Here is a 26,534-nt window from a genome sequence, read left to right as displayed (position 1 = left end):
CCTCAAACCAAAGACCGGAAGCGGGGCGCGCCCCGAGTCCCCCAGAGCCGGAGTGCCTCGCCAGAGGCGTCCTCCGCCTGTCGGGACGCTCCGCCATGTGCCAGCATCCCGGGATGGCTGAGGTGACGTTGGATGTGGACGCTGATCCGGTCCCCCTGTTGATCGTGCAGACCGAAACATGGGAGGTGCATATCTGGGCGCCTCTCGCGGACTTGTCTCGGCTGAGCGGGATCCGTGAGGCACGTTGGGACGAGCGCCGCTCCCTGAAGGTCGGCGTCTGTGCGGGCTCGCCGGTCTTCTGGTCGCTGTCCGAAGACGGGCAGGCAACGATGCTGATCGGCCGGGACGACGAGACGTGGGATGCCGCGCTGATGATTCCGCTCACCGTCGTGGACGAGATCGTCGCCCTTGCGCACTGAGATCGAACCGCCTGCGGCGCGCCCCGTGACGGTCGGCGAGAGCGACGCCAGCGGACGCGTCGCGATGCGCGGGGAAGGCGTCCGGCCAGGCAGAGCGTGAAGGCACCATGGCGGGCAACGTAGGCGCTCGTTCGCCAACTCCCCACGTGGTCGCCGGAAAGGGACGAACGCTCACGATCGACCAGGCGAAACGCGGCTCGACACGGTGACCGGCCACCACCGTGAAGCGCATCAAGAACCACGACAAGACGATCAAGCGCAGGACGTGCCTGGTGATCAGGGACTCAGAACGCCCAAGCCACGCCGGACGCTGGTCCTCACTCCGCAGTTCGCGGCCAAGCCCCGGACACTCCACCTCCGACAGCCTGAGGCCAAGATCGGCGCTCTCTCCGAAGCCTGACGAACCCGTTGCCCCCACGGCACATGACAGAGGCCCCTTCCATGATCGGAAGAGGCCTCTGACGTGTGCGCACCCGAAGGGATTCGAACCCCTAACCTTCTGATCCGTAGTCAGATGCTCTATCCGTTGAGCTACGGGTGCCTGCCGGGGACAACTGTACCGGCTCCCTGGACTCGTCCGCGAATCGGTTCGGGCAGGACTTGCGAGCAGGAGTGTGACCTGAGTCACGGAACTTTTTGTGGTGAAGGTACGCCAAAAGGGTGATCGAGTCGGGAGCGACCTGCGAGGTTTGACTCCGTTCGAAGCCCAACCCCCTGAAGGAGAATCCTCATGCGCATGTCTGCCACCAAGCTGGTCGGCATCCTCGCCGTCGGTGGCCTGATGCTCGGCTCCACCGGTTGCGGGGCGGTCGACGCCCTCGCCGGAGGCAAGAAGAAGACCGCCTGCGAGAACATCGAGAAGGAGCTGCGGAGCTTCTCCACCAGCGGCCTGTCGTCGTCCGGCGGCGCCGACGCCACCGCCCGGAAGTTCTCCGACACCGCGTCCGCGATCCGCGCGGAGGGCCAGAGCGCCGGCGGCGACGTCGAGAGCGCCGCTGTCGCGTTCGCGGGCGACCTGGACGAGACGGCGGAGCTGCTGCGGGACATGAGCTCAGGCAACACGACCCCTCGCCAGCCCAACACCGCCGCCATGCGACGGCACGGCAACGACCTGGCCGAGGCCTGCGGTTTCAGCGCCTTCCGTCTGGGCTGACCATCGCGCTCCTGCGGCCCCGGGAGCGCATCGTCCGGCTGATTGTCTTAGCGTAGCCATGCCGTCTCGGACTATGCTGCTGGGACCAACGGGCCAGACTTTGCCGGTAGGCGCGCCGAACCGGTAGCCTGTCTGCGCCTGACGGCTACTGGAGGATTCGCCTAGTCCGGTCTATGGCGCCGCACTGCTAATGCGGTTTGGGTGCAAGCCCATCCGGGGTTCAAATCCCCGATCCTCCGCCTCTGACCAGCGCCTCCGCTGAGGACCACCATCCTCGGCGGGGGCGTTTTTGGTGTCTGGTGTGGCCATGGTGTGGCCATCACGTCGCAGCGGCACCACGGCGGCCACCGCTTCGGCTGCGGCCTTGGCCACCTCGGGCAGGACCGAGGTGTAGGTGTCTGCCGTGAACGATGACCGAGCGTGACCGAGGGTCGCGCTGATCACCTTCATGTCGACCTTGCCGAGCAGGCCGAGCGTCGCCGCGCCGTGCCGGAGGTCGTGGAACCGGATCGGCGGTAGAGGGCCGCTGTCGATGGCGACCATGGCCGCGTCCTGGCTGATCCGGTGTCGCCGAGCGATGCGCTCGATGGGCCAGTCCTCCTCGAAGTACCTCTTACGGACGGCGTTGTAGCGTTCGATCAGGGCGTCGAAGCGCTGGGAGATCCACTCTGGCCGCAGCGGCGAACCGTCCTCGCGGGTGAACACTCGTCCCGACGCCACCCAGATATCGGCGTCGGCTGCCAGCTCCTCCTTGTTCTGGCGAGTACGCCAAGAGCGCAGCGCCGCGAGGGTGGTCTTATCGAGGCTCACGGAACGCTCGCCCGCTTCGGATTTGGTGTCGTCGTACTCATCGTCTGGACGCGTCTCCCGGACGGTGAGTGTCTCGCTGGCGTCGAGGTCGGTGTCCGTCCAGGGTAGGCCTGCAACTTCTCCGCGGCGCAGTCCGCGGAAGGCGACCAGGTGGAAGAGGGCGTAGAGCCGCTCCTCGGCTGCGAAGTCGAGGAACGCGCCCGTTTGAGCGGGAGTCCAGACCATCACGGGGCCAGGTACCTTGCCCGTCTGAAGCCAATGCTGGACCCGCGCGGACGTCCAGACGATGGGCTTGGCCCGGCGCCCCTTTACGCGGGGCAGCTCCACATGTTCCACAGGGTTGTAGGTCAGCCGCTTGGTCTTGACTGCGGTACCCATGGCAGAGGAGAGAACGGCGTGGATCTTCTTGATCCGGGCCGGAGAGATCGGCTTGGTCTGCTTCTTTCGGCGCGGCTCACCGTCTGGATGCTGCTTCTTTGCGGAGTCGGCTCTCACCTCCGTAAGCCTTCGCAGCACTTCGCTGGGCTTCTTACCGTCGGGGAGCGGACGGTTGATTTGGGCGATCGCCTCGTACATGTTGTTGACGTCCCGGTCACGAAGGTCCACCAGGCGTAGATGCCCGAGCGCCGGCTTCAGGTAGAGATGAACTATCTCCTCGTAGTCGGCGTAGGTTGAGCGGGCGAGGCTTCTTTTGCCTGGCAGCCAGTGTTTCTCGAGGTAGGTTCCGACCGTCAGGGAGCGATCGGTCACATGACCTACGTGACCAACCTTCGCGAGTTCCTCCGCCAGCGCATTGTCCGCGTCTCGTTCACTGGCGAACGGACCTACTAAGGGTCTGCGCCTCTTACCGTCCACGCCACGTGGTGCGTCGTAGCGAAACCACCAGGCACCGTGATTTCGCTTCTTGAGCTGTGGGCACTTGCCCTCTGGGTACTTCTTGCCGGTCTCTGGGTTGCGGCATCCACACCGCTTGAAGGTACGTCCCTTCACCCGTCATCCTCCTTCGGTCGGGATCGTCCGGATCCACGGTCGTTCTTGATCGCCCTCGAGATCGCCTGGACGCTGACGTCAAGCTCGGCGGCGATACCCGTCAGCGTCATGCCTGAGTTGCGAGCTTCCAGCAGCGCGGCCCTACGCACGGCAGCCAGTTCTCCGATCAACGCTCGGCCGGATGCGGCAAGGACTTCGCACTCCTTGGCGCGCCCAATCGCGTCGAGTCGGTCGAGTCGGGCTAGGCGCGTGGCGAGCCACTCGACCGTACGCACGGCGTGGTCGTGAGGGGCTTCTTGGCTCAGGGGTTTGTCTGCTGACGGATCCATGACGGAGACCGATCAGAGCATCACTCTCCGTAAATGTCAACCCTGGGGTTGACAGATACCTCGGGCCGGGACGCAGAGGCTGCCCCGGCCCGTAGCGAAATCGGCAGGAGGAGAGTCCAGATTACTGGCGGGCTACGCCGAGCAGCTTGAGCAGCTCGGCAGTAGGTACTCGGTATGCCGCGCCGATCCGGATGACTCGGCACGGAAAATCGCCACGCTTGGCGAGTTCGTAGGCATACGTGCGGGAGAGCCCAAGGGCTCGAGCTGCAGTCACGATGCTGACGACGGTCGGAAGTTCATCCAGGTCCGAGGACTTGAGGGTTTCCATGATCCTGCCTCCAGGTTGGGTGTTCTGGCCTGTCGCGGCGTCCACGTCGGGCGCGCGAACGCATCGATGCAGAGATACGTCAGGCCGCCTGTGAGATTCGGGCAAATGCTTGCCACGGTGTGCCGTCCGGGACTGACGGAAGTGTCAGGTGAAGCACCATCCGCTATCGCAGGTGCCGTCGCCGTTCTCGAAGGGGAGGGTGTCGGCGGTGGGGGTGACGTCGGCGAGGGAGGCGTTGTAGCGGGTGAGGTAGACGGGGTCTTTGCCCAGGTGGGCGCGGCGTTTGTTGATGGTGGCTTCGAGGTGGCAGGCCTTGGTGAACAGGGCTGGTTGGTCGCGGCGCATGTCTTGCCAGGTGGTGAGGCGGTGGAAGGGGCAGAACCAGCAGGCGGATTTGGGTGGGACGGGCAGGCCGGCGGAGCGGATGATGCGGGGGCAGTCGGTGCGGCGGATGCCCAGGTCCAGGAGTGGGTAGACGATGCGTTCGTAGGGTTCGTGGCGGCGGGTGTTGGCGCGGTGGATTTCGTCGAGGCTGATGCCGATGGCGATGGTGGCGGGGTTGGCAGGGCTGGCGCCGTGGGCTTTGAGCCAGCGGCCGATGACGCGGATTTTGAAGTCGGCGGTGCAGGAGCGGGTGCCGGGGGCTCCGTTGCTCATGCGGACGGGGATGGGGATGGAGCGGGACCCTTCGCGGATGAGGCGGCCGTAGAGGGTTTCGGTGGTGCCGTCGCGGCGGATGCGGTGGAGTTCACGGAGGTCGATGCCGTGGGCGGCGGCGTAGGGGGCGGCGTGTTCGCGGATGTAGCGCAGGGTGGCGGGGTGTTCGGAGTCGTCGCCGACGTTGGCGAATAGGAAGCGTTGGAAGTTGATGCGGCCTTGGGCGGCGAGGACGAGGGCGGCGGTGGATTGCCATCCGCCGCCGTAGCTGAAGGCGCGGATCGGCCCGCAGGACGGCTTCTTCTTCGTCCCCTTCGTCGGAGACCTGCGTGGTGGGTGCTGGTTCCTGGTTGGAGGGGCGTGGCTGGAACCGTGGCGGCGGTTGGGGTTGTGGTGTGGGTGCAAGCGTGGGCCTCCGGTCAGGGTTCGGTGGTGGATGGTGTGGGGCGGGTGGCGCCGGTGTATTGGCGTTCGCGGTAGGGGTTGCCAGCGAATTGGGCGATGCGGACGACGTCGCCGGTGTAGGGGGCGTGGATCATGCGGCCGCGGCCGTAGTAGATGCCGACGTGGTGGATGGTCGCGGAGTTGGCGGGGTTGGTGGCGAAGAAGAGCAGGTCGCCGGGCTGGAGTTGGGCTCGGGGGATGTGGGTGCCTGCGTTGTACTGCGCGGCGGCGACGCGGGGTAGGTGGACACCGGCCTTGGCCCAGGCGTGTTGGGTGAGGCCGGAGCAGTCGAAGCCTTTGGTGCCGGCGCCGTGGGCGATTCCGTAGGTGGGGCCTGAGGGTCCGCCGCCGCCCCAGGAGTAGGGGGTGCCGAGCCAGCGCAGGGCGGCCTTGACGGCGATGGCGCCTCGTCGGCTGGTGGTGGGGGTGGCGTAGCGGGTGGCTTGGTCGAGGACTTTGCGGACGTACCAGTCGGCGTGGTTGTAGCGCCAGATCGCCTGCTTGAGGCGCTTACTGCCTTTGCCGGCGCCGTTGGCGCACAGGTAGTTGGCGGCGCCGTAGATGGCGTCGGCGGGGTTGTAGCGGTCTTTGCGGCCGTCGTGGTCGCCGTCGGCGCCGTAGGCGGCCCAGGTGGCGGCGAGGAATTGCATGGGTCCGCCGGCTCCGGCGTGGTTTTCGCCGGTGTGGACGCCGGGCATGGTGGAGCGGCCGTGGTCGGATTCGATCTTGCCGATCGCGGCCAGGACGTTCCAGGGCAGGCCGGGGCACGATTGGGCGGCATCCATGTACCAGCGCAGATACGCGGCCGGGATGTCGCGTTTGGCTTCGGCGGTGGGTGCTCCGGCCAGCCCTGAGCCGATGCCTGCGGCCGAGTTCTGCCCGGCGAGAAGGATGACGAGCGCCAGCGGCAGCAGGAGGAGGGCGGCGGCGCAGGCGGTGGCCGCGGCCTTCACCGGGTGGGCCGCCAGCGCGGGGTGGGGCGGTTAGTCGGTGGTGTTGTGGGCGCCGGTGCGGGCTTGGCGTTGGGCGCGGTAGCCGGCGCCTTTTCTGGGTGTCTGCGCGGGTTGTGGCTGGTGGGTTGGGTCATCGGCGGCTTCCCCGGGTTGGTGGTGGGGCTGCCGCAGCACCTGGCGGACTGCTTCCCAGGAGTACCGGAAGTCTTTGCCGGTTTTGAGGGCGGGGATCTGCCCGGCGTTGGCCATCCGGCGGACGGTCTGGGGCGACAGGCCGAGTTTGGTCGCGAGTTCGGCGGTGGTGAGGACGTCGGGGTCGCGGCCGGGTGTCTCGGTCATCGCGGGGGCTCCTGGGTGGGCGGTCACGGTTCGTCCTTCCAAGTGTGGTGGATGGGTGCCGCGGAAGCACGTTCTGACGTGTGGTGGCGTTTTCAGAAACTGTTTGGCGATGCTTGCGCTCCACGATTCTGCCACGTACGGTGATCATCCAGCAACTCAGAGCATCGATTCGGGGGTATGCGGGTGAGTCTTCGACAAACCGGACCAGTACCGGCCCAGGAGACACGAAAGGTCCTGGACGTGGTCGTGGCCGGCGCGCACGGCGGTGCCGGGACGTCCACGCTGGCCGCGCTGCTGCCCGCGGCGTGGGACATGGGCCCGATCAGGCCGCTGCTGGAACTGGGCCGCTCGCCGCTGCGGGCCAAGGGTCGCCCGGTGGTCCTGGCCGTGCGGAACACGGCGGTCGCAGCCAAGCACGCGACGGCCGCGATCGGTGCGCTGTCGGACTGGGACGAGCGGGTGTCGGCGCTGGCGATCGTCAGCGACGGCGGCACCGAATCGCGGGATGCGACGGCCAGGTTCGCGCTGCTGGAAGGACGGGTCGGCGGTGTGGTGCGCGTCCCGCATGTGCGGGCGCTGCGGCTGGTGGACGACCCGTGCCTGGTCGACCTGCCCGGCAAGGCGCGCCAAGCCCTCGACGAACTCCGCCGCCTGGCCGGCACATCGACCGGCAGGGGGTGGTGACCCTGCTGACCTGGTTCACCGGCCTCGCACTGCTGCTCCCGCACGCCGACGTCGACGTGCCCGACCCGCCTCCGGAGCCGCCGCCGGGGCTGGATCAGAAAATGAACACGCTGCTGGCGTGGGGCAAGTGGGGCGTGCTCATCTGCGGCGTCGCGGGCCTGTTCATCTGCGCTGGCCAGATGGCCATCGGACGTAAGAACCGGTCGACGTTCGCGGCCGACGGCGCGACCGGCATCCCGTGGGTGCTCGGCGGGCTGAGCCTGGCGGCGACGGCGGCTCCGATCGTCGGGGTGTTCTTCTCATGAACCGCCGCGAAGAGGACGTTGCGTGGTGGCGGCGGGGCCGGATCATCGCGGCGACGGTGATCGCCGGTGGGACGTTGGTCGGCCTGGCCGTGCCCGTGGCGTTCAGAACCGAGCCACCGCAAAGCACACCGACCGCCGTCCGAACAATCGTGCAGCCAGGGCAGCTGGTGAGCGCACCCCAGGTGTCCTTGGCCGACGTGTCGTGGCGGGATTTCCACGGCGTCGTTCTCCCCTACTCGCCGCAGGACGGGCCGCGGGAAATCGACGGGGATCTGGCGCGTGGTTTCGCCCGGACGCCGCGCGGGGCGTTGCTGGCCGCAGTCCACATCACGGTGCGGGCGAGCATGCAGTGGGGCCCGGAAGTGTTCGAGGCGACGATCGACCACCAGGTCATCGGCCCGGACGCCGAAGCTCTGCTGGCGGCGACGAGGGAAACCTATGAACGCCACCGCGGCAATCGTCCAGATGGCGCCGCGCTGGGCCGGGGCTATGTGGTCCTGGAGGGTTTCCGCTGGCAGGGGTACTCCTCGGTGGCCGCGAGCGTGGATCTGGTGTCGGCCGGTCCGGGCGACAGCGATGTGACCGTGCGTGCCGCGACCCGGATCCAGCTCCACTGGCACAACAACGACTGGCGGGTGCTCGCCCCACCGGGCGGGACGTGGGCAGGGACGGCGGCACCAGTCGAGTCGCCGGGTGGTTATGTCCGCTTCCCCCACGGGGGTGGCTGATGTTCCCGCTCGACCCGTGTTTGCCGGTCACAAATCCGGCATGCGTCCAACCGGTCGACAACGACGACAGCGGCAACCCGCTCGTCCCCTCGATCCCCGACATCCCCGGCATGATCGGCGGGAAGGTGCTGGACGAGGCGGCCGAGTCGTTCCAGGCGGCGGTCGGTTGGCTGATCTCCAAGACCGCGTCCTGGTGGGTCGAGACGCCCTCACCGGATCTGGAGAACGAGGCCGCGATCGGGCATCTGCAGCTGCTGGTCCAGCCGTTGACGGTCGCGGTCGCGGTGATGGCGCTCCTGGTCGTCGCCGCGAGGATGGCGCTGACCCACAAGGCGACCCCGCTGCTCGACGCCGGCCGGGGTCTGGTCGTGCTGGCGACGGTCACCGCGATCGGCGCGCTCTTGCCGAACCTGCTGCTGCAGTGGGGCGACGAGTGGTGCGGCTGGGTGCTGACCGCGTCCTCGCAGGGGGGCTTCGCCGAGCGGATGACCAAGATCGTGACGTTCCCGTCGGGGACACCGGCGGCGCTGGTGCTGATTCTGTGCCTGTTCGCGCTGCTCATCGGCATCATCCAGGCGCTCCTGCTGCTGTTTCGCGGAGGGGCACTGGTCATCTTGGCCGGTCTGCTTCCGCTGGCGGCGGCGGGCATGGTCACCTCGTCGACCAAGGCGTGGTTTCCCCGGGTCGCGGGCTGGATGCTCGCGCTCATCTTCTACAAGCCCGCGGCCGCGGCGGTGTATGCGACCGCGTTCACCCTCGTCGGCGAAGGCCAGGACCTGCACGCCCTGCTCATGGGGTTGGCGATGATGCTGATCAGCCTGATCGCCTTCCCCGTCCTGCTGAAGTTCTTCACCTGGACGACCGGGGGAACCGAGTCCAGCAGCGGCGGCGGAGTCCTCGGCGCGCTGATGGGCAGCGCGACCGCGATCGGTGCGCTGCGCGCCTACGGCGCGATGGGCGGCACCGGGGGCGGACGTCCCGGTTCGGCGGGCGAGCACGCCGACTACATCCACCAGCAACTCGGCGATCAAGGCGGCCCCGCGCCCGGCGACGACCAACCAGGCCCGGCATCCACGCCGTCCGGGCAGGTACCCGACGGGCAGTCACCGGCCGACGCGCCTGGTGACCAGGTATCCGACCCGAGCGCCCCGTCGGGAAGTGGCCAGCCGGGCCGGCCGGCCACCGACCCGTCCGGTATGGAACAGCGTCCGCAAGGCGGCGGGCACGGGTGGGCGACGCCCGACGGCGGCCACGGTGAGCCGGTCGGCCCCACCACCATCCGGACGGCGGAGGAGCAACGACAGCGCGGCGAAGACGTGATCCGCTGGGCCGCCACCGGCAGTGCCGGCGGTCCGAGCGGCGCGGTCGGTGAAGGGGGTCACGGCAGTGGGAAGTGACATCCGCACCTACGGCGGCTGGCGGCGCCGGCACGGCATCGGCCTACTCGGCATGGACACCACCTCCACCTTCATCGCCCTCAGCGCCGCGATCCTGCTGGTTCTCGTTGCGGCCACCGCCCCGCACCTGCTGATCTACCTGCTTGCACCGACCCTGCTCGGCGGCGGGCTAGGACTCATCCGAATCGGGGGTGTACCGCTGGCGCGGCTGGTGCTGGCGCGAGCCCGCTGGCGGTGGGCCACCTGGCGCGGCCACAACCGGTACAGGGCCGGAATCGTCATCGACCATCCACGCGCGTTCCAGCTCCCGGGTGTGCTGGCCCCGTTGACGCTGCTCAGCGCCGAAGACGGGTACGGCGGCCGGTACGGGATCGTGTGGGACCGCCGCACCGGGCTGCTGACCGCCACCCTGCGGGTCGTCCCGACCTCGACGTGGCTGGCCGACCGCAGCGACGCCGACACCTGGGTCGCCTGCTGGGGAGGCTGGCTCGCCTCCGTCGGGCACATGCCCGCCATCCGATGGGTGACGGTCACCGTCGACACCGCACCCGAACCCGGGTCCACGCTCGCCGACACCGTCGACCGCGCCATCGACGCGACCGCACCCGCCCCCGCGCGCACCATCATGAGCGAACTCGTCCGCACCGCCCCGGCCGCCGCGGCCGACGTCGACACCCGCGTCTCGATCACCTTCGATCCCAAAACGTCTTCGGCCCGCCCGAAAGACCTGTTCGAAGCGGTCGCCGAACTGGGCCGGACACTGGACGGACTGGCGTCCCGGCTCGGTGGCTGCGGTGTCAGCGTGCTCGGGCGGGCCAGCGCCGCCGAGATCGCCGGCACGGTACGGACCGCGTTCGACCCGCACGCGCGCGGCGAAGTCAACCGGCTGCTCTCCCGTCCGAGTTCGGAAGAGCTCCTGGCCTGGGGCGACGCGGGACCGGTCGCCGCGACCGAACACACCGGCCATTACGAGCACGACGGCGCGCAGTCGGTGAGCTGGGCGTGGCACGAACCACCTCGCCAGAATGTCCGCTCCGACGTCCTGGCCCGGCTCGTCGCGCCGGGGCCGTTCCCCAAGCGCATCACGCTGCAGTACCGGGCGCTTCCGGCCGCGGCGGCCAGCCGGGTACTGCAGCAGGAGGTGAACGCGGCGGCGTTCCGCACCCAATTCCGCCGCCGCACCGGACGCGACGAAACCGCCCGCGACAGCTGGGATTCGGCCCGCGCCCGCCAGGCCGCCGCCGAGGAAGCCATGGGCGCCGGGGTCTGCCTGGTCTCCCTGTACGCGTCCGTCACCGTCACCGACCCGGGCCAGCTCCGCCGCGCCGTCGCGCACGTCGAGACGGCCGCGGACTCGGCCAAGATCCGGCTGCGCCGCCTGTGGGGCAGCCAAGCCGCCGGGTTCGCCACCACCCTGCCCTGCGGCGTCTGCCCACCCGAACTGTCCCGCCGCCTCATCCACTGAACCGCCGGAGGAATCAGCGCTTGCCGAACGCCGAAACACAAGCCATGTCCGAACCGCTCGCGCCGCCGTGGGGCTGGCGCGGCCCCGGAGCCGGACGCGCCGCGCACATCGAACCCGCACCCGAGTACCAGGCCACCACCAGCCAGGTCTGCGGCCTGTACCCCTTCACCGCCGGCTCCGGCACACCCACCGCCGGCACCCCGGTCGGACGCCACCAGCTCTGGGGAGAGGTCGTCTGCCTCGACCCGCTCGCCTGGCTGCGCGAAGGGCTGGTCACCAACCCCGGCATGTTCGTCCTCGGACAACCCGGCACCGGCAAATCCACCCTCGTCAAACGCCTGGTCACCGGCGCCGTCGCCACCGGCACCACACCGATCATCCTCGGCGACACCAAACCCGACTACACGATGCTCGTGGAGTACCTGGGCGGCCAGGTCATCCGCGTCGGACGCGGCTTCGATCGCATCAACCCCCTTGACGCCGGCCCCCTGGATGAAGCACGGCGACACATCACCGGGGCCGACGCCGAGACGCTGCGGTGGGAAGTGCGGTCACGGCGCCTCTCGCTGCTGCTGGCACTGGCGACCTTGGTCCGCGAAGCCCGCATCACCAACGCCGAGGAAGTCGTCCTCTGCCGCGCCATCGACCTGCTCGACGACCGCCTCGCCACCGAACCCACCGTCGTCGACGTCCTGCGCGTACTGGAGCAGGGGCCGGAGGAGTTGCGCTCAGCCACCCGCACCGACTCCGGCGACGCCTACCGCGCGCAGACCCGCGACTTGGTCTTCACCCTCGACCTGCTCATCTCCGGGTCCCTGGCCGGTGTCTTCGACTCGGCCACCACCCGCCCCCTCAACCTGGACGCGCCCGCCATCAGCGTCGACATCTCCCGCGTCCGCGCCGCCGGCGACAAGCTCCTGACCGCCGCGATGCTGTGCACCTGGGCTTACGCCTTCGGCATGGTCGACGCCGCCACCACCCTCACCGACCTGGGCGCCGGGCCACGCCGCTCCTACCTCGGCGTCATGGACGAACTCTGGCGCGCCCTGCGCGGCGCCCCCGGCCTGGTCGAACACGCCGACGCCCTCACCCGCCTTAACCGCGCCAAAGGCATGGCGTCCATCATGATCACCCACTCGCTCGCCGACCTCGACGCCCTGGCCACCGAGGAAGACCGCGCCAAAGCCAAAGGCTTCGCCGACCGCTCGGCCATCACCGTCCTGGCCGGACTCCCACCCCGCGAACTGGCCCGCGTCCACGAGATCACCCCGCTCACCGGACCCGAGCAGCAACTCGTCACCTCATGGTCAGCGCCCGATTCCTGGCAGCCGGGCGCCCGCCACCCCGGACGCGGCAAGTACCTCATCAAGACCGGCGAACGCCTCGGCATCCCGGTGGAACTCTCCCTCGTCGGCGCCGAGGTCGACTTGTACGACACCGATCAGGCGATCAGGGCAACTGCATGACGCGGGCACTGGGACCGAAAGCTTCGCTCTGGCATTCCAACGCGGGTGCCGGGTGGCTGGTGCTTGCCGCGTGCTGGACGCCCATCGTCGGGTTGTGGCTGGTGTGGGCCGCCGCGAAGCTCTGCGCCATTGCCACAGGCGGGACGGTCATGCCGTTCGGGTCCGAATTCGCCGTCGCCCTCGTCCAGGGAGAAACCGATGTGGCCTGGCCGGGAACGCCGACACCGCTGGTCCTGCTGATCCTCGTGTTGTTGATCACCGCGCTGGTGTATGGGGTCTGCGCGGCCTGGTTGCGGGTCGCGGAACGTTTTCCACAGCCTGGGGATCCCGTCGCCGCACTCGCCGACAACCCCGGCCTGACCGCGCTCCAACACGACGCGACCGCGGAGAAGGCGATCGCGCTGCGGCGCTCGCTCGCCAAAGGCGCCGCCCAGGATCTGAAGCGCGACGACATCGGACTCGTCCTGGGAGACGCCCTGCTGCCAGGTGACCGTAGCGGCCCGACGCTGTTCGCCTCGTTCGAGGACACAGTCGTTGCGTTCATGGCGCCACGTTCGGGCAAGACGACCACCCAGTCGATCCCGCACGTACTATCGGCGCCGGGGCCGGTCATCGCCACCAGCAACAAGGCGGACCTGTGGTCGGCGATCGCCGCGGTCCGCGCCGAACGGACCGGCGGGACGATCTGGTTGTTCGACCCCCAGCACATCACCTACCAGCCGCAATCCTGGTGGTGGAATCCGCTCGCCGGGCTGTCCACCGTCGAGGACGCGCACCGCTTGGCCGGACACTTCGTCCTCACCGTCGACGACGGCCAGAAGAAGGACCTGTGGGGGCCTGCCGCCCAGGACTTGCTGTGCGCGTTGTTCCTGGCCGCCGCGACCTCCGGTCGCTCGCTGCATCATGTGGCCCGGTGGCTGGACGAGCCCGCCGTCCCAACCCCGATCGAACTGCTCCAACAGGCCGGTTTCCACCTCATGGCCTCCTCCCTCAAGGGCACGCAGAACGGCGCCGTCGAAACCCGCGACGGGATCTACCAGACGGCCCGCACCGCCGCCAAGGCCCTCCGCGACCAGGAGATCCTCGCCTGGGTCACCCCCGGCCGCGACCTACCCGTCTTCGACCCGGACACGTTCGCCGCCTCGGTCGACACCCTCTACCTGCTGTCGAAGTCGCTGTCGGCCGCCGCCCCGCTGATCGCCGCGCTCACCGACACCACCATGCGCGCCGCCGAACGCCGCGCCGAACAAGCCGGCGGACGCCTCGACCCGCCCCTGATCGTCGCGCTGGACGAGGCCGCCAACATCTGCCGCATCGCCGACCTGCCGCAGCTGTACTCCCACCTCGGCTCACGCGGCATCATCCCCGTCACCATCCTGCAAAGCTACGAACAGGGCGTCACCGTCTGGGGCGAGCCCGGCATGGCCGCGCTCTGGGGCGCGGCGACCCGCAAACTCATCGGCGCCGGCATCGACTCACCCCGCCTGGTCCGCGACCTGGCCACCCTCATCGGCCAGCACGACGTCCCCGTCCGTTCCATCACCTACAACGACGGACGCGCCAGCGAACAGATCTCCCTGCGCCGCCAGGAAATCCTCGAAGCCGCCGACATCCGCGCCCTGCCCACCGGCACCGCCCTGCTGCTCGCCACCGGCACCAAACCAGCGCTCATCCGGCTGCGCCCCTGGTACTCGGGGCCGCACGCCGGCCCCATCAAACAGGCCATCAAGACCGCCGACAGCGCCATCGCCGACGCCGCTCGCCGTCACTACAACCGCCCGAACGACCCGTCCACGCCGTAACCCGCGTCCACGAGAAAGGGGCCTTCACATGCACGAATCCAGAGCTTTGGAGGCTCAATGCGCAACCTCGACACGTCCACGACCCACAGCAGCTGTCCCGAGTCGCTGTACCCGGATGTCACCACCTGGGTGACCGGGCACTTCGTCCCCATGTACCGGCGCACGCTCGGCGGCGAGTTCCGCTGGTGCGCCCAATGGTGGCGCCACGGCGAGGCGATCTCCCGCCTCACCGCCCTGTGGTTCTCCTGGGAGGCGATGCGGCTGCAGGGCGCCACCGGCATGGCGCTGTGGTACCGCGACCACCTCGACCACCAGCTCCCCGTCCTGCTCGGACCGCGCGGCCCCTTCTACCAATGCAGCGAAGACGAACACCTGTCCCCGCACGAAGCCCGCACCGACCCCGCCCCTGCCGGGTGGCTCGGCTTCGACCCCGACGATCCGGCCCTGGTCGACGCATGACGCCGCTCCACAAGGGTCGAGCCGCCGACGGGAGCCGCGCATGACCGACCGCATGGAAGCCGCCGCGCTGGCATTGGACGCCTATGAACAGCACCTGTTCGGCGACCTGGCCAACGGCCACCGCCACGACCGCGCCGAGGCTGAAGGGCTGCTGCATTCCCTCGTCATCGACCTCATCAACTACGGCGAAGGCCACCACCTGGACGTAGTCGACCTGCTGGACGCCCTCGTCCAAGCACGCATCGACCGCGGCGGCGCCCTCATCAACCCCCGCTTCGGTTTCCGCCTCAACACCGAGGTCCAATTCCGTGACGCCGCCGCCGACGACCACCGGGGCTTCATCACCGAACTGAAGTCCTCCGGTCCTAGCCAGGACGCCGAATGCGTGCTGCGCATCCCCGGGATCGTCGACCTTCAGCACACCGTCACGTCCGCGCTGGAGCCGGCGACCCGGATGGTGCCCTTGCTGACCCGCACCTGCGGTGCCGTCTTCTCTGCACTAGAGGCCGAAGAAACCCTCATCGACATCCTCGGCAACCTGCCGGACGAGCGTGCCCGATCCGACTCTGACCCGCACCTGGTGGCGGACCTGATCGAGCTGTCCACCGCGCTGGCCACCTGGTCCGGCACAACGTTCGGGCGGGTACTGCTCCATCTCCGCCACCAGGCCAGGAAAAGCCGTCCGATGCCCGACGACCGGTCTACGGCAGCCCGGCGTGCCGCAACCGCGTTCCCGAACGACATCGCCGCCGGCCTGGCCGGCGAGCAGCGCGACGTGTCGCCCTCCGGCCATTCGACATCCGGCCGTTCAGATCCTTCGAGCCCAAGCCCTCGTCCCCGCCGGATGTGATCCCACCAATCACCCGCCGAGCCCTTCGGAGGTACTGCATGCCCGACCATGATGAGGCCGTCGCCGCCGCACTCGACGCCTACCAGCACCAACTCCTGCCCGACGACGTCCCCAGCCACCGGGCCGACCCGATCCTGGCCCAGCCGCTGATCGGGTCGCTCATCGAACAACTGGCCCGCTACGCCGACCGTCACGACCTCGACGTCCACGACACCTTCACCGAGCTGCACCAGCAACGACTCGACCGCGGCGGCCACGACCACGAACCGAGCTACAGCTTCCGGCTCGGCGCCGAGGTCCAGTTCCGCCAAGACCGCACCGCCACTGGAGCAAAGCCGCGGTATCCGCTGTGGCGCGGCTTCATCACCGCGCTCGCCACCTCACCCGATCGCGAAGCCTCCTGCACGGTGCGGGTCCCGGGCATCAACCAAAACCTGCACGTCACCGCATCGGAACTGGAGCCAGCTGATTCACTGCTGCCACTCCCCACCCGCACCGCCGGGGTGGTCTCCGACGCCCGGGACGCCGAATCGACGATCATCAACATCGCCGTCCGGCTCAAGCGCGCCGCCGACAACGGCCTGGTCGCCGACGAGGAGGCGCTCACCGACCTCGCTCAGCTGACCATGAGGCTGGGGACCTGGTCCGGTGGCCGTCCCGACGCGATCATGCGTCATCTCCACGACGACATCCTCGCCGCTGCCCAGAAACCGGCGACACGACGCCGCCCCGGATCCGCTGCAGCGGCCCGGCAAGCCGCCACCGAGTTCCCGCAGCGCCCACACCCCGCCCCATCCGGAGACCAAGCACCCACCAGCCCCAAACCGGACGGCCCGCCGAGGTCACGCAGGCACCGCCCCTGAAACTCATCGGCTCCCACACGTCACGCACCCGAAAGAACCGTATGGAGGTTGTATGGCCGAAGCCGGCGCCGAAGAGTTCGCCGAGTTCGGAGCCGCAGCACTGGACTCCTTCCAAGCCCTCTTCGAGCAGACCGAGCACCTCGACCACCGGACCAACGACGACCACGCCCGCGAACTGCTCGGCGACCTGCTGATCGACCTGATGCACTACGCCGAACACCGCGACCTGGAATTCAACGACATCCTCGCCCAAGCCCAGGGCTACTACCTCAGCGAGCAGGACAATCCCAGCGTCTTCCCCATCGGTTCGACCGTCCAACTGGAAGGCCCGGCGGCCGATGAAGCGATCCTTCTCGGCCAGCCGACCCGGGGCACCATCACCGGGATCCTCGTCCCCGATTACGGTCCCACCGAGTACTACGTGGGCTTCCTCGGCGAGACGAACAACCGCAAGACCATCGCGGCGGACCTGGAGCCGGCCCCGCCCTTTCCCGCCACCACCATCGCCGAAGGCGTCATCGACGACCCGCTACGGGCGGAGGAGATCCTGGTCGAGACCATGGCCCGCATCGGCAGCACCGAAAGCCAAGGCATCCAAACCCACAAAGACGACCTCAACGATCAACAGGCCCTACTGAACGCCCTCATGGCCTGGAACGGCATGGAACGGCACAACGTCACCGACCTACTCCTCGCCAAGGTCGCGACACGTCTCGCACCCGACAGACAGCAACCGCCGACAACTCCGGACACGCCGCTCAGCCCCGGCCAACTCGCCGCACAAGCCTTCCCGACACCGCTCCCTCAAGGCCTCTACAACCCGCAGACCGCGTCGACACCTCGCCCAACCGACGCCACGCCTCAGCGGCCCCGCCGCAGCCGGTGAGCGCTCACCGCCTCTCAACTGCAGAAACTCACTCCGACACACGGCAACCACAGTTGATCACCGTCTAGCGATCAACCACACTCGGATTCAGCATCTTTAGTTGATGTACCACGCTCGCATCGCCTATCAGGGCTGAGCGTCGACGCCACGGAGGTCCCGCTGAAGCACTTCTTCGATCACGCCACCCGCCAGATCAAGGCCGCCGACACCGTCCCCGCACTCCTCACATCCGCATTCGTCGGCCTTGACCTCATCGAGCGCGCCACGACCGTCCTCGCCCAGACCGCGCCCCATGACGCCCACCAAACGGCACACGCCGAGGCCACCGACGCCTGGTGGGCCCTGTCCGAAGCACCCACCCTCGGCTGGCCCGAACGCTCCATGACCGACACCGACGTCCAGCTGGTCGCCGAGGCCATCGCCGCATTCGTCATGGTCGTCGCCGAAGCGATCCTCACAGCCGCGTCCAAGACCACCGCCCCGGCCGACCGAGTGGCCTGCCTGGCAGCCGCCCACCACGCCGGCCACGTCCACGCGGCTCTCAGGTAGGCGCCCGTGATACACGGCAACGCCCATCAGATCGCCCGCGCCACCCGGGCCCTTCAGGCCTACGAACAGTCCGCCTTCCCCGGCGAACCCTCCCTACTGCAACACGACCCGCTCTACACCGAAGCGCTCCTGACGGCGCTGGTCTGCGACTTGGAGCACTACGCCAACGAGCACGACATCAGCTTCGCCAGCGCAGTCAGCACCGGCCACTCGATCAACGCCGAAGAAGCCGCCGACCAGACCATCTACGAAGTCGGCGACCAGGTACGGCTGACCCGACAATCCGGACGCTGCGGCACCATCATCGGCTGGAACCATGCCCCCAACGCCCAGCCGGACTTTCTCGTCGAGGTTCCGGGCGTCCCCTTCGTCTACGCCGAATCGGCTCCCCACCTCGCCCCAGCCCCACCGTTCCCACCAACGAAAACAAGCCTGGGCACTGTGACCCACGCCAACCAGGCCGAACAGACCTACATCAGCATCACGGCCCGGCTCTTGTCCACAGCCGAGCCGACCCGCCAAACGCTCGAACAGGACGGCCATAGGCTCCTGGACGCACTGAGCTCGTGGAGCGGCATCTCGACAACCCAACTCCACGACGCACTCGCCACCAAGCCCCGCGCGACACCCGGCCACACGAGCCGACCACAAACACCCAAGGCCGCCTCCGCCGACGTGTCCACCGACGCCGGCAACGCCATCCCCTCCGCAACAGCGGACACCGGCCACCGAAGCCAGTCGCCCTCCACCGCCAAGAACTCAACTCCGAGGGCCTGACCACCAAGGACTCATATGCAAAAGAACAGCACGCCTCATCGCCCCCATGCCCGAATCAGCCCGCGCCCCGCGGGCAGCACCAGCCCCACCACGCAGACGCCCTACCAAAGGACGCCCTGATGACCCACGAACGCGAACACGATGACGTCCGGCGCAACTGGTTCACCGAGATCCTCAACAACGCCCTCAACGACCTAGCCCACGCCGAGCGAGTCATCACCTCCTACGCCACCCAGGAACCCGACGGATTCATCGCCTGGGGCATGGCCGAAGGCGAAGCCACCCAAGCCCACCAGGCCCTCCGCCAGGCGCCGTCCCTCCACGCCGCAACCCCGACCGACTACACCGCCGTCAACGCCACCGCCGACGTTCTCTTCGAACTCGCCCGCAAAATCTCCCAAAGCCTCGTCCGGGCCGCCGAACTGGCCAGCGACCCCGACGACAAAATGGCCTGCCTCCAAGCCGCCCTGCACGCCGGCCGACTCCAGGAATCCCTGCGGTAGCCGCCGTGGTCACCTTCGGGGAGATGAACGCACTCGCCACCGAACACCTCACCGACCTGCAACACCAGCTCCACACCAAACGCCTTACCCGCGACCTCCGCAGCCGCACCACGCGACCCGAACTCGCCCGCCTCGCCCACGTCCTCGGCCGCTACCACGACCAGATCGCCAACGGCTTCGGCGCCCCGCACCCACAGACCACCGGCGTGCGGGACGCCGCCGCCCGCGCCAGCACCCTCATCAAGCAAGCCGAACACCTCCTCGGCCCACCCGCCGACACAGAAACCCCACGATCCCGCCTGGCCCAGAACCTCCGCGCCGCATCCATCGCCCTCGGCTGCGGCCTGGACCTGCTATCCACCCACTTCCCCACCGGTCCCGACCAGACGACGTCAGCCAACGCCGTCGTGATCGCAGCCCCCGACACCGCCCGTTCCCTCCTGCGCCAGCTCAGCACCCACACCGCCACCATCGCTAACCTCTCAAGCCGCACCACCCCACCCGCCGACCAAGCCAGCCCACTCCTCCTCAAAGCCGCAGTCGTCGCCCGCATCCACAGCGAGAACCAGGCACAACCGCCCATCACCGCCATCCGCCTCCACCACACGCCGGCCCGCATCCCACTCGTGATCAGCGAAGGTGAAACTCAGGCACTGGCCGGAATCGACGCGAGCATTCACCGTCTCACCAACCCCACCTCCATCGCGTCCGTCACCACCTGGCGCTATCTCGCCAGAGCCGCAGCCATCACCTGCGACCTCAACGTCAAAACCATCCAACAACTCATCTACCGCATGAAGGAGATAGACGAACCCGGCCACCGGTCAGCTCTTCAAAAAGCCGCCACAGCCACAAAACAGACAGGCAAGAAATGGAAAGAAATTGTCCACCGCTGGGACGAACAAACAAAACACCACGGTCACCCCGCCAACGGCCCAGCAACTGACGCAAGCGACCTCATCATCCGCCTCGGCCGCCTGATCCACTCCGACCCAGCCTGGACACCAAGCCCCCGCGCCTCCTACCGAACGAAATCACCCGAAGAACTAGCCCCAGACCTCACCCAGGCAGCCCGCATCGCAACCGTCACCATGAAAACCATTGAGGCCTGCAACACCCTCGCAGCCAACCACCGCGCCGCGATCAACGACGCGGCGGTACTGGGCATCCTTCGCAAGCAGCGTAAACACCCAACTCACACGCCACGCGTCCCAGCATCAGCACACCAGCTATCCAAGGCCTATGAGGCCGCAGAAATCAGAGGCCGCCACACGATAACCACACTCGGCGAAACAATCCGAGCCCTACCTTCAGAATCTCAAGGCCATCTCAATGAAGCAAATTTGATGATCTATCGAAAAGCCGTCAACGATCAAGACCAGCCCCTCCTGGCTGCGGCCGAATTCCCAGCTCTCATTGCTAAGGGCATGGGAGATCTACACCAGCCGGCCACACCTAGCCCCACCACGATCTCGCCCACTAGAAAATCCTCTAAGCGTTAAGACCTCTGAGGTCGACGGGCCCCCTAATCTGTGCCGCGAAATCAGAGTGTTCTTCGGAATTGGCGAATTGTGCCATGTCGTTGCGTCCAGAAGCCGGATTGCTCGGGCGTACGAACCAAGTTCGACCCATCAGGCGCCGGAGCTGGCCACGACAACCATGACGCAGTGCCGAGGAAGGCCGGGAGCGGATCGACCACCACGCCTCGCCGGACGGCCGAAGCGGACGATCGTCTCACCGCCATACCGACGATCTCGGCCATATCTACCGACGGGCAGCCGGGCTGGGTTCGGTGAAGGCCAGCGGCTTCGAGTTCGACGACTAATCTTCCACCCAGGCCACGCGAATTGCGGCATGAGAGGACGTGGCCGCAGGCGTCCGGTTTGTTTGGTTTCTGGCCATGCCCGAAGCTGTCGGGGATACAACTGATGCCCGAATGGTGGTGTAGGGCCTCGGATCGAGGGGCCTCGCCCCTCGGCCCTCTACGGGGAGCGGATACGGCATGGTATCTACTGATGGCGCACGTACTGTCGAGCAGTGGCGCCGGTACCTCGCCGAGTACAGCGCCGAGGTGCTGCGGGTCGCCCCCGAGGACGAACTGCACGAGGTCAGCGACCTGCAACGGTCCGCCGGCTGGCTGGGCTTCGACGGCGCCGGCGAGGGTCGACTCGCTGTGCTCGAGCAGCGTCTGGGCGTTCGGCTGCCGCAGAGCTATCGGTCGTTCCTCGCAGCGTCTGATGGGTGGCTCAACATCGGCCCGTTCATGTGGACGATGCGCACCAGCGGCGAGGTCGGCTGGCTCCGTGATGCCGATGCCGGTTTGTGGGAGATCCTCCGGGAGAACGCCACGCCTGAGGAGACCGCGCTCGTCGACCGTGCGTTGCTGGTGTCCGGTGACGGCGACGCCCAGTACTGGTTGCTCGACCCCGGTGATGTGTCGGCGGCCGGCGAATGGGCGGCCTACGTCTGGGCCAGCTGGTATCCCGGTCTTGGGGACCGATACGACTCGTTCGCCGCGCTGGTGGATGCCGAACGCGCGTCTTTCGAAGGCCTCAGTGGGCGCGATGGCCGTCCGGTTCACCCCGGCGGTGCCGACGAGTTGGTGGCCCAGGGCCGTGAACGGGCCCTGCGGGGCGAGGTCCGCGCCGCCGCGGAGGCTTTCGCGCACGCCGCCGTCAAGGGCTCGGGTGCCGGCGCCTATCTCGCCGTCATCTTGAATGCGTTCCTTGATCCGGCCCATGCGCACCACGAGATCCGCAACGGCATCCTCGGCCACCCTCACGTGGTCGAGGAGATCGGTCTGGAACAGGTGCGCGCCGAGGCGGTGCCGCTGTTCCTGTACCGCTCGGCCCGGGCCGGATCGTCGGTTGCCCCACACCGTCAACTCTTCGCCGGGATCCTGACCGAGGAAGAGGTCGAGCGGATCGACACATTCGTGCCACCACAGCTACCAGAACCGTCCGAGTTCCAGGAGGCGCTGCAACGGGCCCGGACGCTCGCCCAAGCCGGAGCCACCGACCATGCCTGGAGCGTCCTTGCGGCCGCGCTACCCGGCTGGCACTCCGACTCCCTGTGCCGCATCGCGCCGGTTGTACTGCTCACCGACCCGATGCTGCGCGACCTGGTCTCTCCCGAACGCGCCCGAACCATCGTGACCACGCCACGCGGGAACAACCGCTACTGACGCCGATTCCGGCGTCGGCTTCAATAGCATCCGGCGATCGGTTCGCCCAACCAGGCAAGGGGCGTCCCGGAAGGCCTCGTCCAGCAATGCCAGGGGGCGGATCGAGCGAAAGGTTCGGCGGCCGGCAGTCCGGAGATGACACTCTCAACTCAATAGGTCCAGAGGCGACCGCAGACCGCCCTGAGCGTCCGATCTGCGGCATGTGCGGACGTCCCCGCCTGAAGTAAGGTCCAGGGCGGGCGTCGTCGGCCAGCAGGCATACGGTTTAGCCTTCGCTGGCTGCCCGCATCTGCCAGTACGTCAAATTGTGGCTAATGGTCAAAGTGATGGGGTGGTTCGGGCCCAGTCTTCGCCGCATGTCGTCCAGCAATTCCACAAGCGCGTCAGCCGCGCCCGCAGCATCCCCGGCTCTACCACGCATGGTCGCCAGGTTGTTTCGTGTGGTCCACGTATCGGGGTGGTCGGGGCCTAGCACACGTATCTGGTCGTCCAGCAATTCCGCAAGCGCACCAGCCGCGCCCGCAGCATCCCCGGCCTTACCTCGCCAAATCGCCTGGTTGCTGCGCGTGGGGAAGCTACTGGGGTGGTCGGGACCCAGTGCTCTCCGCTGCATTTCGAGCAAAGTCTCGAACGCACCGGCAGCGATTGGTGCTGCAGCGGCCTCAGCTACAGTTGTAGCATCCGCAGTTGCAGCATCCGCGGCTTCGATACTCCAGCTCGCCAGGTTTTGGAACGTAGAGAGGGTTAGGGGATGCTCAACGCCGAGCACCCGTGCCTGATCTACCGCCAGTTCGGCGAGCGCCTCGAACGCGCCCATAGCATCCCCGGCCTTGCCTTGCACAACTGCCAGGTTATTGCGCACCTGCAAGGTGGCGGGATGGTCGGGCCCCACCACACGTACCAGGTCGGCCAGTACAGCTTCGAAGGCGGCAGCCGCGCCTACGACATCCCCAGCCTGGTCCCGCCAGTACGCCAAGGCGCGGCGGACGGCCAGTGTGTCAAAGTGGGCGGGGCCGAGGTAGCGGAGACAGGCGTCGCACAGATCGCTGTAGGCGGTCACGGCGGCGGTCACCTGCCCGGTCTCACCGAGGCTCTCCGCAGCGCGAAGGAGCACGGTGTAGACCCTGGCCTCAACGGCCTCGACAGTCCACAGGTCGGCGCCGGCAATTTTCTGCAGGGCGATGGTGTTAGAGCGCAAGATGTGGCCGAACTGGTCGTCTTCCACCTCGGGCCACACCGTCAGCAGAGCGGTGGCGGCGAGGGCGGCGAACACAGCCGCCCAGGACGGGGCAGAGCTGGGCTGGACGGGAAGGTTTTCACGGGTGGCGCGCTGGACCAGCTGGTGGATGCGGACCTCTCGATCGGTGGCGGTGCGGTCGTATTCGATGAGGCTGTAGCGGTGCAGCAGCCGCAGCGCTTGGTCGATGGCTTCACCGGTGATGCCGTTGGCCTTAGGGAGAAGGGGCTCGATGCAGTCGCGGGCGACTTGGCTGGTGAGTACCGCAGCCGGGATGCCGTGGGGGTCCAGCACACTGGCCAATCGGATTAGTTGCCGAGCGAGGCCAGCGGGCCGGGCTTGATCGGCCCGGTCGATGGATATCTCCCACACCGCCGAGACGATCTTTTGGTGATCATCGAAGAGATCCTCGGGGGCAGGGACAGCATCAGCGAGGAGCCGTTGGGCCAACAGCGCACAGTAGCGGCCGCAGTCCATATCCTGCTGCAGCATGTAGGCAGCGGCCTGGGCCAGAGCCAGCGGCAGATGGTCGAGATCTTCTATAAGCGCCATCCGCTCCTGGTGGTCGGTGGCTAGCTCAATCAGTCGGCTGCGCAGGTAGGCATCGGCCTCTTCAGAGGAGAACAGCCCGACTTTGATCGTGGTCGATCTGGGTGGGGCTAGATCACGGCGTCGGGTCGTCACCACCGTCATTCCAGTAGCCGACACCGGAGGCCATAGTCCCCGCAGATCCCCTTGGGCTTGTACATCGTCCAGAACCACTAGCCAGCGTTGCTGGGTGATCTCCGCCCACGTCACAAACTCGCGCGCGGACCGTTCAGTATCGTCCCGGTCTGCCAACGGCAAGCTCAGCCGCACCGCCGCATCACTGTAGGCCGAGACGACGCTGTCACGGGTGGCGGCGTTCACCCACACCAGGAGCTCAACCCCCTGCTCCCAGGCATAGCGCGCGTAGGCGGCCGCCAACTGGGTCTTGCCGACCCCACCCATCCCAACCATCACCAGACTCGGTGACTTCCTAGTGGATGAATGTGCGGTGGTCTGGGTCTGCACCACCCACCCGCCCTCATCAATCGTCGCTCGCACGCGATCGGCGACCGCGCGATCTTGGAAGCAGTCCGCCGACCTCGGAATCACGCCGACCCGAATCTGCGCCGCCGGCGGTTGCCCGCGTGCCTCAGAGGGAGGTCGTGTCGCGACAGGCCGAATCCGGTCCGCGGCCATCAGCCGATCCCATTCGCGCACCGATAGAGCGCGTTCCCCCGCCCAATCCGCCAAGACAACGCCGACCGCTACGAGCTGATCCACGTCGCGGGGTGTGGCTGCGCCTGTCGCCCACCCGTTCACCGTCGAATACGGCACACCCGAGGCCGACGCGAGCTTCTTCTGGGTCACACGGCCAGGTCGGCGAGCGCAAGCCTGATCCCAGAGCCGCGCGAGCTCCGCTAACACATGGGATGTCGACCCCTGTGGACGAAACACCACAACCACGGTTCCGCCTCCTCGCCCCAAACCACCATCCCGATCCGGGACGGACCGAACGGGATCGCCACTCACCAGCAGCGTAACCTCGCAAATCCGGAGTCGTCCGGTATATCTTCCGCGAGATCGCCAACCTCTATGTCATTGCGGACATGACACACACCAACGCCCCGACGCCCCGCACCACTGATCCATCTCGGCGGCATCGTTCCACCACCCGCCGACTCCGCCGCACTATCGGCTTCGCCCTCGTCCGTGGCGCCGCTCAGGCCACCGGGACCGGTCTCATTGGTCTGCTGTTCTGGTGGTTCACCCACCACTAATCCGCCCACCATCGAGTGTTCTGCATTGCAGAGGCAGTGCAGAACACTCGCAAGCTCTGTCTCGGGTACCACGGTGGATCCCAGTTCGGGTCCCCGCGGGCCCTCCGGTCATCGGCAGACCAGCGCGTTTCTGTCTGGGACCCTGGTTCAGGTGCCGGAGGCGGCCTGCGGCATGAGCGGGAGCCAGCCGAGGGCGATCGGTCGTCATGCGCGAGGTTGCCAGGACAGGAGGTCGTAGGACATGGCGAGGTCGTCCGCCCACGCTGCGTCGTGGTCACGCTCGAAGGCGCTGATCAGCCGGTCGATTGTCACCTCGCGGCACAGCCAGGCGGTCAAGCCCCTGCGACGGGCATCAGCGAAATCGTGTTCGTTCACCAGCTGGGCAAGGTGGCGATCTGCGGCCGGATCGGGGATGGTGTCCCAGACGGCGAGGTATCTTCCGATGCTGTCGCCGGTCGTTGCAGCGGCCTGAAGGAACGCGGCGGCGTCAAAGAACGCACCGATCCTTGAGGGGAACTGCCTCAGCAGGGATCGCCAGACCGCATCGAGATAGTCGTCGATCGCTTGCTGCTCGGCCGAAGGCCAGTGGCGCCATTGTTCTTTGGTCAGAGTGGACAGGACGATGCTCCCGTCGAGCTCACCGGACGTCACCATGCGCTCGAACAGCAGAGGGAGCAGGCTCTTCACATCCTCGCGGCCGCCCACCGTGCCGCTCAGGCGGAGAGTCAACGGGAAAAGGTCGTCCTCGTCGACCGGCGTCGCAGGACGGCAATGTGGGCAGCCGTCAAGCACCGCTCGACGGGGATACGGCGCGAAAACTTGGTCGAGGCGCGCCAGCACGGCCGCGAGGTCTTCGTCCACGCCTTCAGGATTCCAGGTCGACGGATCGGTGCAAGTGCCCGCTCATCGGCAGAAGAGGATGTTCCATCACTACGTCCGCTCTCGGCAGCCCTTGCCTTCGTCTCCGACGTGCGACCCGCGGCGCGTGCCTTCCGGTCCTGTACTCACACCGCCGCCTCCCTCTCGGTACGCGCAGCTGGGCCGGTAACCGCACTCCGCCATCGACAAGATGCGCACTCACTCGGCACTCCCCGTTGTGAACTGGCTTTCCGGTAGGCCTCGTGTGCTGCCTCATCTCAACGCCGCACGCTG

At 67.7% G+C, this 26,534-nt stretch carries 26 protein-coding genes, 2 tRNA genes and 1 pseudogene; 19 read left to right on the top strand and 10 right to left on the bottom strand.

The window, feature by feature from the left end; genetic code table 11:
* Positions 1–113: 113 nt before the first annotated feature.
* Complete coding sequence (locus tag ACGFK0_RS11315) at positions 114–419, top strand: hypothetical protein (RefSeq protein ID WP_392903109.1); 306 nt, start codon at positions 114–116, stop codon at positions 417–419.
* A gap of 468 nt (positions 420–887) precedes the next feature.
* On the opposite strand, the gene ACGFK0_RS11310 is transcribed toward ACGFK0_RS11315, so the two are convergent.
* Positions 888–960, bottom strand: a tRNA-Arg gene (locus ACGFK0_RS11310).
* A gap of 189 nt (positions 961–1,149) precedes the next feature.
* Between ACGFK0_RS11310 and ACGFK0_RS11305 the strand changes: the two genes are divergently transcribed.
* Entirely contained in the window at positions 1,150–1,572 is a 423-nt protein-coding gene (locus ACGFK0_RS11305) for a hypothetical protein (protein ID WP_392903107.1), read from the top strand.
* 150 nt (positions 1,573–1,722) lie between these two features.
* Positions 1,723–1,811: transfer RNA gene (locus ACGFK0_RS11300), tRNA-Ser, on the top strand.
* A 154-nt stretch (positions 1,812–1,965) separates the two neighbouring features.
* On the opposite strand, the pseudogene ACGFK0_RS11295 reads toward ACGFK0_RS11300, so the two are convergent.
* The 6 genes and pseudogenes from ACGFK0_RS11295 to ACGFK0_RS11270 form a co-directional block, all read right to left on the bottom strand.
* Positions 1,966–2,607, bottom strand: a pseudogene (locus ACGFK0_RS11295) (tyrosine-type recombinase/integrase); the annotation flags it as partial.
* A 761-nt stretch (positions 2,608–3,368) separates the two neighbouring features.
* Positions 3,369–3,647: a hypothetical protein gene (locus ACGFK0_RS11290; RefSeq protein WP_392903105.1), complete on the bottom strand. Its 279-nt coding sequence runs from the start codon at positions 3,645–3,647 to the stop codon at positions 3,369–3,371.
* Positions 3,648–3,822: 175 nt separating this feature from the next.
* On the bottom strand, positions 3,823–4,029 hold the full coding sequence (locus ACGFK0_RS11285; RefSeq protein WP_358464976.1) for a helix-turn-helix domain-containing protein: 207 nt from the start codon (positions 4,027–4,029) through the stop codon (positions 3,823–3,825).
* Between the two features lie 144 nt (positions 4,030–4,173).
* The gene (locus tag ACGFK0_RS11280; RefSeq protein WP_392903103.1) at positions 4,174–5,091 is read right to left on the bottom strand and encodes a phosphoadenosine phosphosulfate reductase; all 918 of its coding nucleotides are present in this window, start codon (positions 5,089–5,091) and stop codon (positions 4,174–4,176) included.
* A 14-nt stretch (positions 5,092–5,105) separates the two neighbouring features.
* Entirely contained in the window at positions 5,106–6,083 is a 978-nt protein-coding gene (locus tag ACGFK0_RS11275) for a C40 family peptidase (RefSeq protein WP_392903100.1), read from the bottom strand.
* A gap of 30 nt (positions 6,084–6,113) precedes the next feature.
* Positions 6,114–6,422 carry a helix-turn-helix domain-containing protein gene (locus ACGFK0_RS11270; protein ID WP_392903098.1) on the bottom strand — a complete coding sequence of 103 codons (309 nt, stop codon included), beginning with the start codon at positions 6,420–6,422 and terminating at the stop codon, positions 6,114–6,116.
* Positions 6,423–6,668: 246 nt separating this feature from the next.
* Between ACGFK0_RS11270 and ACGFK0_RS11265 the strand changes: the two genes are divergently transcribed.
* Genes ACGFK0_RS11265 through ACGFK0_RS11215 form a run of 11 tightly spaced genes read left to right on the top strand, consistent with a single transcriptional unit; the run spans position 6,669 to position 17,327 of the window.
* The gene (locus ACGFK0_RS11265) at positions 6,669–7,106 is read left to right on the top strand and encodes a hypothetical protein (protein ID WP_392903096.1); all 438 of its coding nucleotides are present in this window, start codon (positions 6,669–6,671) and stop codon (positions 7,104–7,106) included.
* Entirely contained in the window at positions 7,103–7,411 is a 309-nt protein-coding gene (locus ACGFK0_RS11260) for a hypothetical protein (protein ID WP_392903094.1), read from the top strand. Before ACGFK0_RS11265 ends, ACGFK0_RS11260 begins: the two co-directional genes overlap by 4 nt.
* Positions 7,408–8,139, top strand: coding sequence for a hypothetical protein (locus tag ACGFK0_RS11255; RefSeq protein WP_392903092.1), 732 nt, complete (start codon positions 7,408–7,410; stop codon positions 8,137–8,139). Before ACGFK0_RS11260 ends, ACGFK0_RS11255 begins: the two co-directional genes overlap by 4 nt.
* Complete coding sequence (locus ACGFK0_RS11250; RefSeq protein WP_392903090.1) at positions 8,139–9,536, top strand: hypothetical protein; 1,398 nt, start codon at positions 8,139–8,141, stop codon at positions 9,534–9,536. The genes ACGFK0_RS11255 and ACGFK0_RS11250 overlap by 1 nt, the downstream gene beginning before the upstream one ends.
* On the top strand, positions 9,526–11,001 hold the full coding sequence (locus ACGFK0_RS11245) for an SCO6880 family protein (protein WP_392903088.1): 1,476 nt from the start codon (positions 9,526–9,528) through the stop codon (positions 10,999–11,001). The genes ACGFK0_RS11250 and ACGFK0_RS11245 overlap by 11 nt, the downstream gene beginning before the upstream one ends.
* Positions 11,002–11,045: 44 nt before the next feature.
* Positions 11,046–12,467: a hypothetical protein gene (locus ACGFK0_RS11240; RefSeq protein WP_392903086.1), complete on the top strand. Its 1,422-nt coding sequence runs from the start codon at positions 11,046–11,048 to the stop codon at positions 12,465–12,467.
* Complete coding sequence (locus ACGFK0_RS11235; RefSeq protein ID WP_392903085.1) at positions 12,464–14,269, top strand: type IV secretory system conjugative DNA transfer family protein; 1,806 nt, start codon at positions 12,464–12,466, stop codon at positions 14,267–14,269. Before ACGFK0_RS11240 ends, ACGFK0_RS11235 begins: the two co-directional genes overlap by 4 nt.
* A gap of 57 nt (positions 14,270–14,326) precedes the next feature.
* The gene (locus ACGFK0_RS11230) at positions 14,327–14,728 is read left to right on the top strand and encodes a DUF4913 domain-containing protein (protein WP_392903083.1); all 402 of its coding nucleotides are present in this window, start codon (positions 14,327–14,329) and stop codon (positions 14,726–14,728) included.
* A gap of 40 nt (positions 14,729–14,768) precedes the next feature.
* On the top strand, positions 14,769–15,578 hold the full coding sequence (locus tag ACGFK0_RS11225) for a hypothetical protein (RefSeq protein ID WP_392903080.1): 810 nt from the start codon (positions 14,769–14,771) through the stop codon (positions 15,576–15,578).
* Positions 15,579–15,616: 38 nt separating this feature from the next.
* Positions 15,617–16,441, top strand: coding sequence for a hypothetical protein (locus ACGFK0_RS11220; protein WP_392903078.1), 825 nt, complete (start codon positions 15,617–15,619; stop codon positions 16,439–16,441).
* Between the two features lie 52 nt (positions 16,442–16,493).
* Positions 16,494–17,327: a hypothetical protein gene (locus tag ACGFK0_RS11215; protein WP_392903076.1), complete on the top strand. Its 834-nt coding sequence runs from the start codon at positions 16,494–16,496 to the stop codon at positions 17,325–17,327.
* 126 nt (positions 17,328–17,453) lie between these two features.
* On the opposite strand, the gene ACGFK0_RS11210 is transcribed toward ACGFK0_RS11215, so the two are convergent.
* Entirely contained in the window at positions 17,454–17,621 is a 168-nt protein-coding gene (locus tag ACGFK0_RS11210) for a hypothetical protein (protein ID WP_392903074.1), read from the bottom strand.
* A gap of 87 nt (positions 17,622–17,708) precedes the next feature.
* Here ACGFK0_RS11210 and ACGFK0_RS11205 point away from each other — a divergent pair, with 87 nt between their 5' ends.
* The 5 genes from ACGFK0_RS11205 (at position 17,709) to ACGFK0_RS11185 (ending at position 22,340) form a co-directional block, all read left to right on the top strand.
* Positions 17,709–17,876, top strand: a complete 168-nt coding sequence (locus ACGFK0_RS11205) for a hypothetical protein (protein WP_392903071.1) — start codon at positions 17,709–17,711, stop codon at positions 17,874–17,876.
* A gap of 6 nt (positions 17,877–17,882) precedes the next feature.
* Positions 17,883–18,653, top strand: a complete 771-nt coding sequence (locus ACGFK0_RS11200) for a hypothetical protein (protein WP_392903068.1) — start codon at positions 17,883–17,885, stop codon at positions 18,651–18,653.
* A 119-nt stretch (positions 18,654–18,772) separates the two neighbouring features.
* The gene (locus ACGFK0_RS11195; RefSeq protein ID WP_392903066.1) at positions 18,773–19,156 is read left to right on the top strand and encodes a hypothetical protein; all 384 of its coding nucleotides are present in this window, start codon (positions 18,773–18,775) and stop codon (positions 19,154–19,156) included.
* 23 nt (positions 19,157–19,179) lie between these two features.
* The gene (locus ACGFK0_RS11190) at positions 19,180–20,658 is read left to right on the top strand and encodes a hypothetical protein (protein WP_392903064.1); all 1,479 of its coding nucleotides are present in this window, start codon (positions 19,180–19,182) and stop codon (positions 20,656–20,658) included.
* 500 nt (positions 20,659–21,158) lie between these two features.
* The gene (locus ACGFK0_RS11185) at positions 21,159–22,340 is read left to right on the top strand and encodes an SMI1/KNR4 family protein (RefSeq protein ID WP_392903061.1); all 1,182 of its coding nucleotides are present in this window, start codon (positions 21,159–21,161) and stop codon (positions 22,338–22,340) included.
* Positions 22,341–22,605: 265 nt separating this feature from the next.
* Here the strand turns inward: ACGFK0_RS11185 and ACGFK0_RS11180 are convergent, their stop codons facing one another.
* A complete protein-coding gene (locus ACGFK0_RS11180; protein WP_392903059.1) occupies positions 22,606–24,972 on the bottom strand; it encodes a tetratricopeptide repeat protein in 2,367 nt (788 codons plus the stop codon).
* 614 nt (positions 24,973–25,586) lie between these two features.
* Positions 25,587–26,243 (bottom strand): hypothetical protein, encoded by a 657-nt coding sequence (locus ACGFK0_RS11175; protein WP_392903057.1) that lies wholly within the window; start codon positions 26,241–26,243, stop codon positions 25,587–25,589.
* Between the last annotated feature and the right edge of the window lie 291 nt (positions 26,244–26,534).

The sequence above is a fragment of the Spirillospora sp. NPDC048823 genome (assembly GCF_043198445.1).
Classification (GTDB): domain Bacteria; phylum Actinomycetota; class Actinomycetes; order Streptosporangiales; family Streptosporangiaceae; genus Spirillospora.
Note: the sequence above shows the minus strand (reverse complement) of the source record. Positions and strands in the feature narration are given on the sequence as shown.

Coding starts and splice junctions, on each gene's coding strand:
- ACGFK0_RS11315 (WP_392903109.1), top strand. CDS start 114: ATGGCTGAGGTGACGTTGGATGTGGACGCTGATCCGGTCCCCCTGTTG.
- ACGFK0_RS11305 (WP_392903107.1), top strand. CDS start 1,150: ATGCGCATGTCTGCCACCAAGCTGGTCGGCATCCTCGCCGTCGGTGGC.
- ACGFK0_RS11285 (WP_358464976.1), bottom strand. CDS start 4,029: ATGGAAACCCTCAAGTCCTCGGACCTGGATGAACTTCCGACCGTCGTC.
- ACGFK0_RS11270 (WP_392903098.1), bottom strand. CDS start 6,422: ATGACCGAGACACCCGGCCGCGACCCCGACGTCCTCACCACCGCCGAA.
- ACGFK0_RS11255 (WP_392903092.1), top strand. CDS start 7,408: ATGAACCGCCGCGAAGAGGACGTTGCGTGGTGGCGGCGGGGCCGGATC.
- ACGFK0_RS11250 (WP_392903090.1), top strand. CDS start 8,139: ATGTTCCCGCTCGACCCGTGTTTGCCGGTCACAAATCCGGCATGCGTC.
- ACGFK0_RS11240 (WP_392903086.1), top strand. CDS start 11,046: ATGTCCGAACCGCTCGCGCCGCCGTGGGGCTGGCGCGGCCCCGGAGCC.
- ACGFK0_RS11235 (WP_392903085.1), top strand. CDS start 12,464: ATGACGCGGGCACTGGGACCGAAAGCTTCGCTCTGGCATTCCAACGCG.
- ACGFK0_RS11230 (WP_392903083.1), top strand. CDS start 14,327: ATGCGCAACCTCGACACGTCCACGACCCACAGCAGCTGTCCCGAGTCG.
- ACGFK0_RS11225 (WP_392903080.1), top strand. CDS start 14,769: ATGACCGACCGCATGGAAGCCGCCGCGCTGGCATTGGACGCCTATGAA.
- ACGFK0_RS11220 (WP_392903078.1), top strand. CDS start 15,617: ATGCCCGACCATGATGAGGCCGTCGCCGCCGCACTCGACGCCTACCAG.
- ACGFK0_RS11215 (WP_392903076.1), top strand. CDS start 16,494: ATGGCCGAAGCCGGCGCCGAAGAGTTCGCCGAGTTCGGAGCCGCAGCA.
- ACGFK0_RS11210 (WP_392903074.1), bottom strand. CDS start 17,621: ATGGGGCGCGGTCTGGGCGAGGACGGTCGTGGCGCGCTCGATGAGGTC.
- ACGFK0_RS11205 (WP_392903071.1), top strand. CDS start 17,709: ATGACCGACACCGACGTCCAGCTGGTCGCCGAGGCCATCGCCGCATTC.
- ACGFK0_RS11195 (WP_392903066.1), top strand. CDS start 18,773: ATGACCCACGAACGCGAACACGATGACGTCCGGCGCAACTGGTTCACC.
- ACGFK0_RS11190 (WP_392903064.1), top strand. CDS start 19,180: ATGAACGCACTCGCCACCGAACACCTCACCGACCTGCAACACCAGCTC.
- ACGFK0_RS11185 (WP_392903061.1), top strand. CDS start 21,159: ATGGTATCTACTGATGGCGCACGTACTGTCGAGCAGTGGCGCCGGTAC.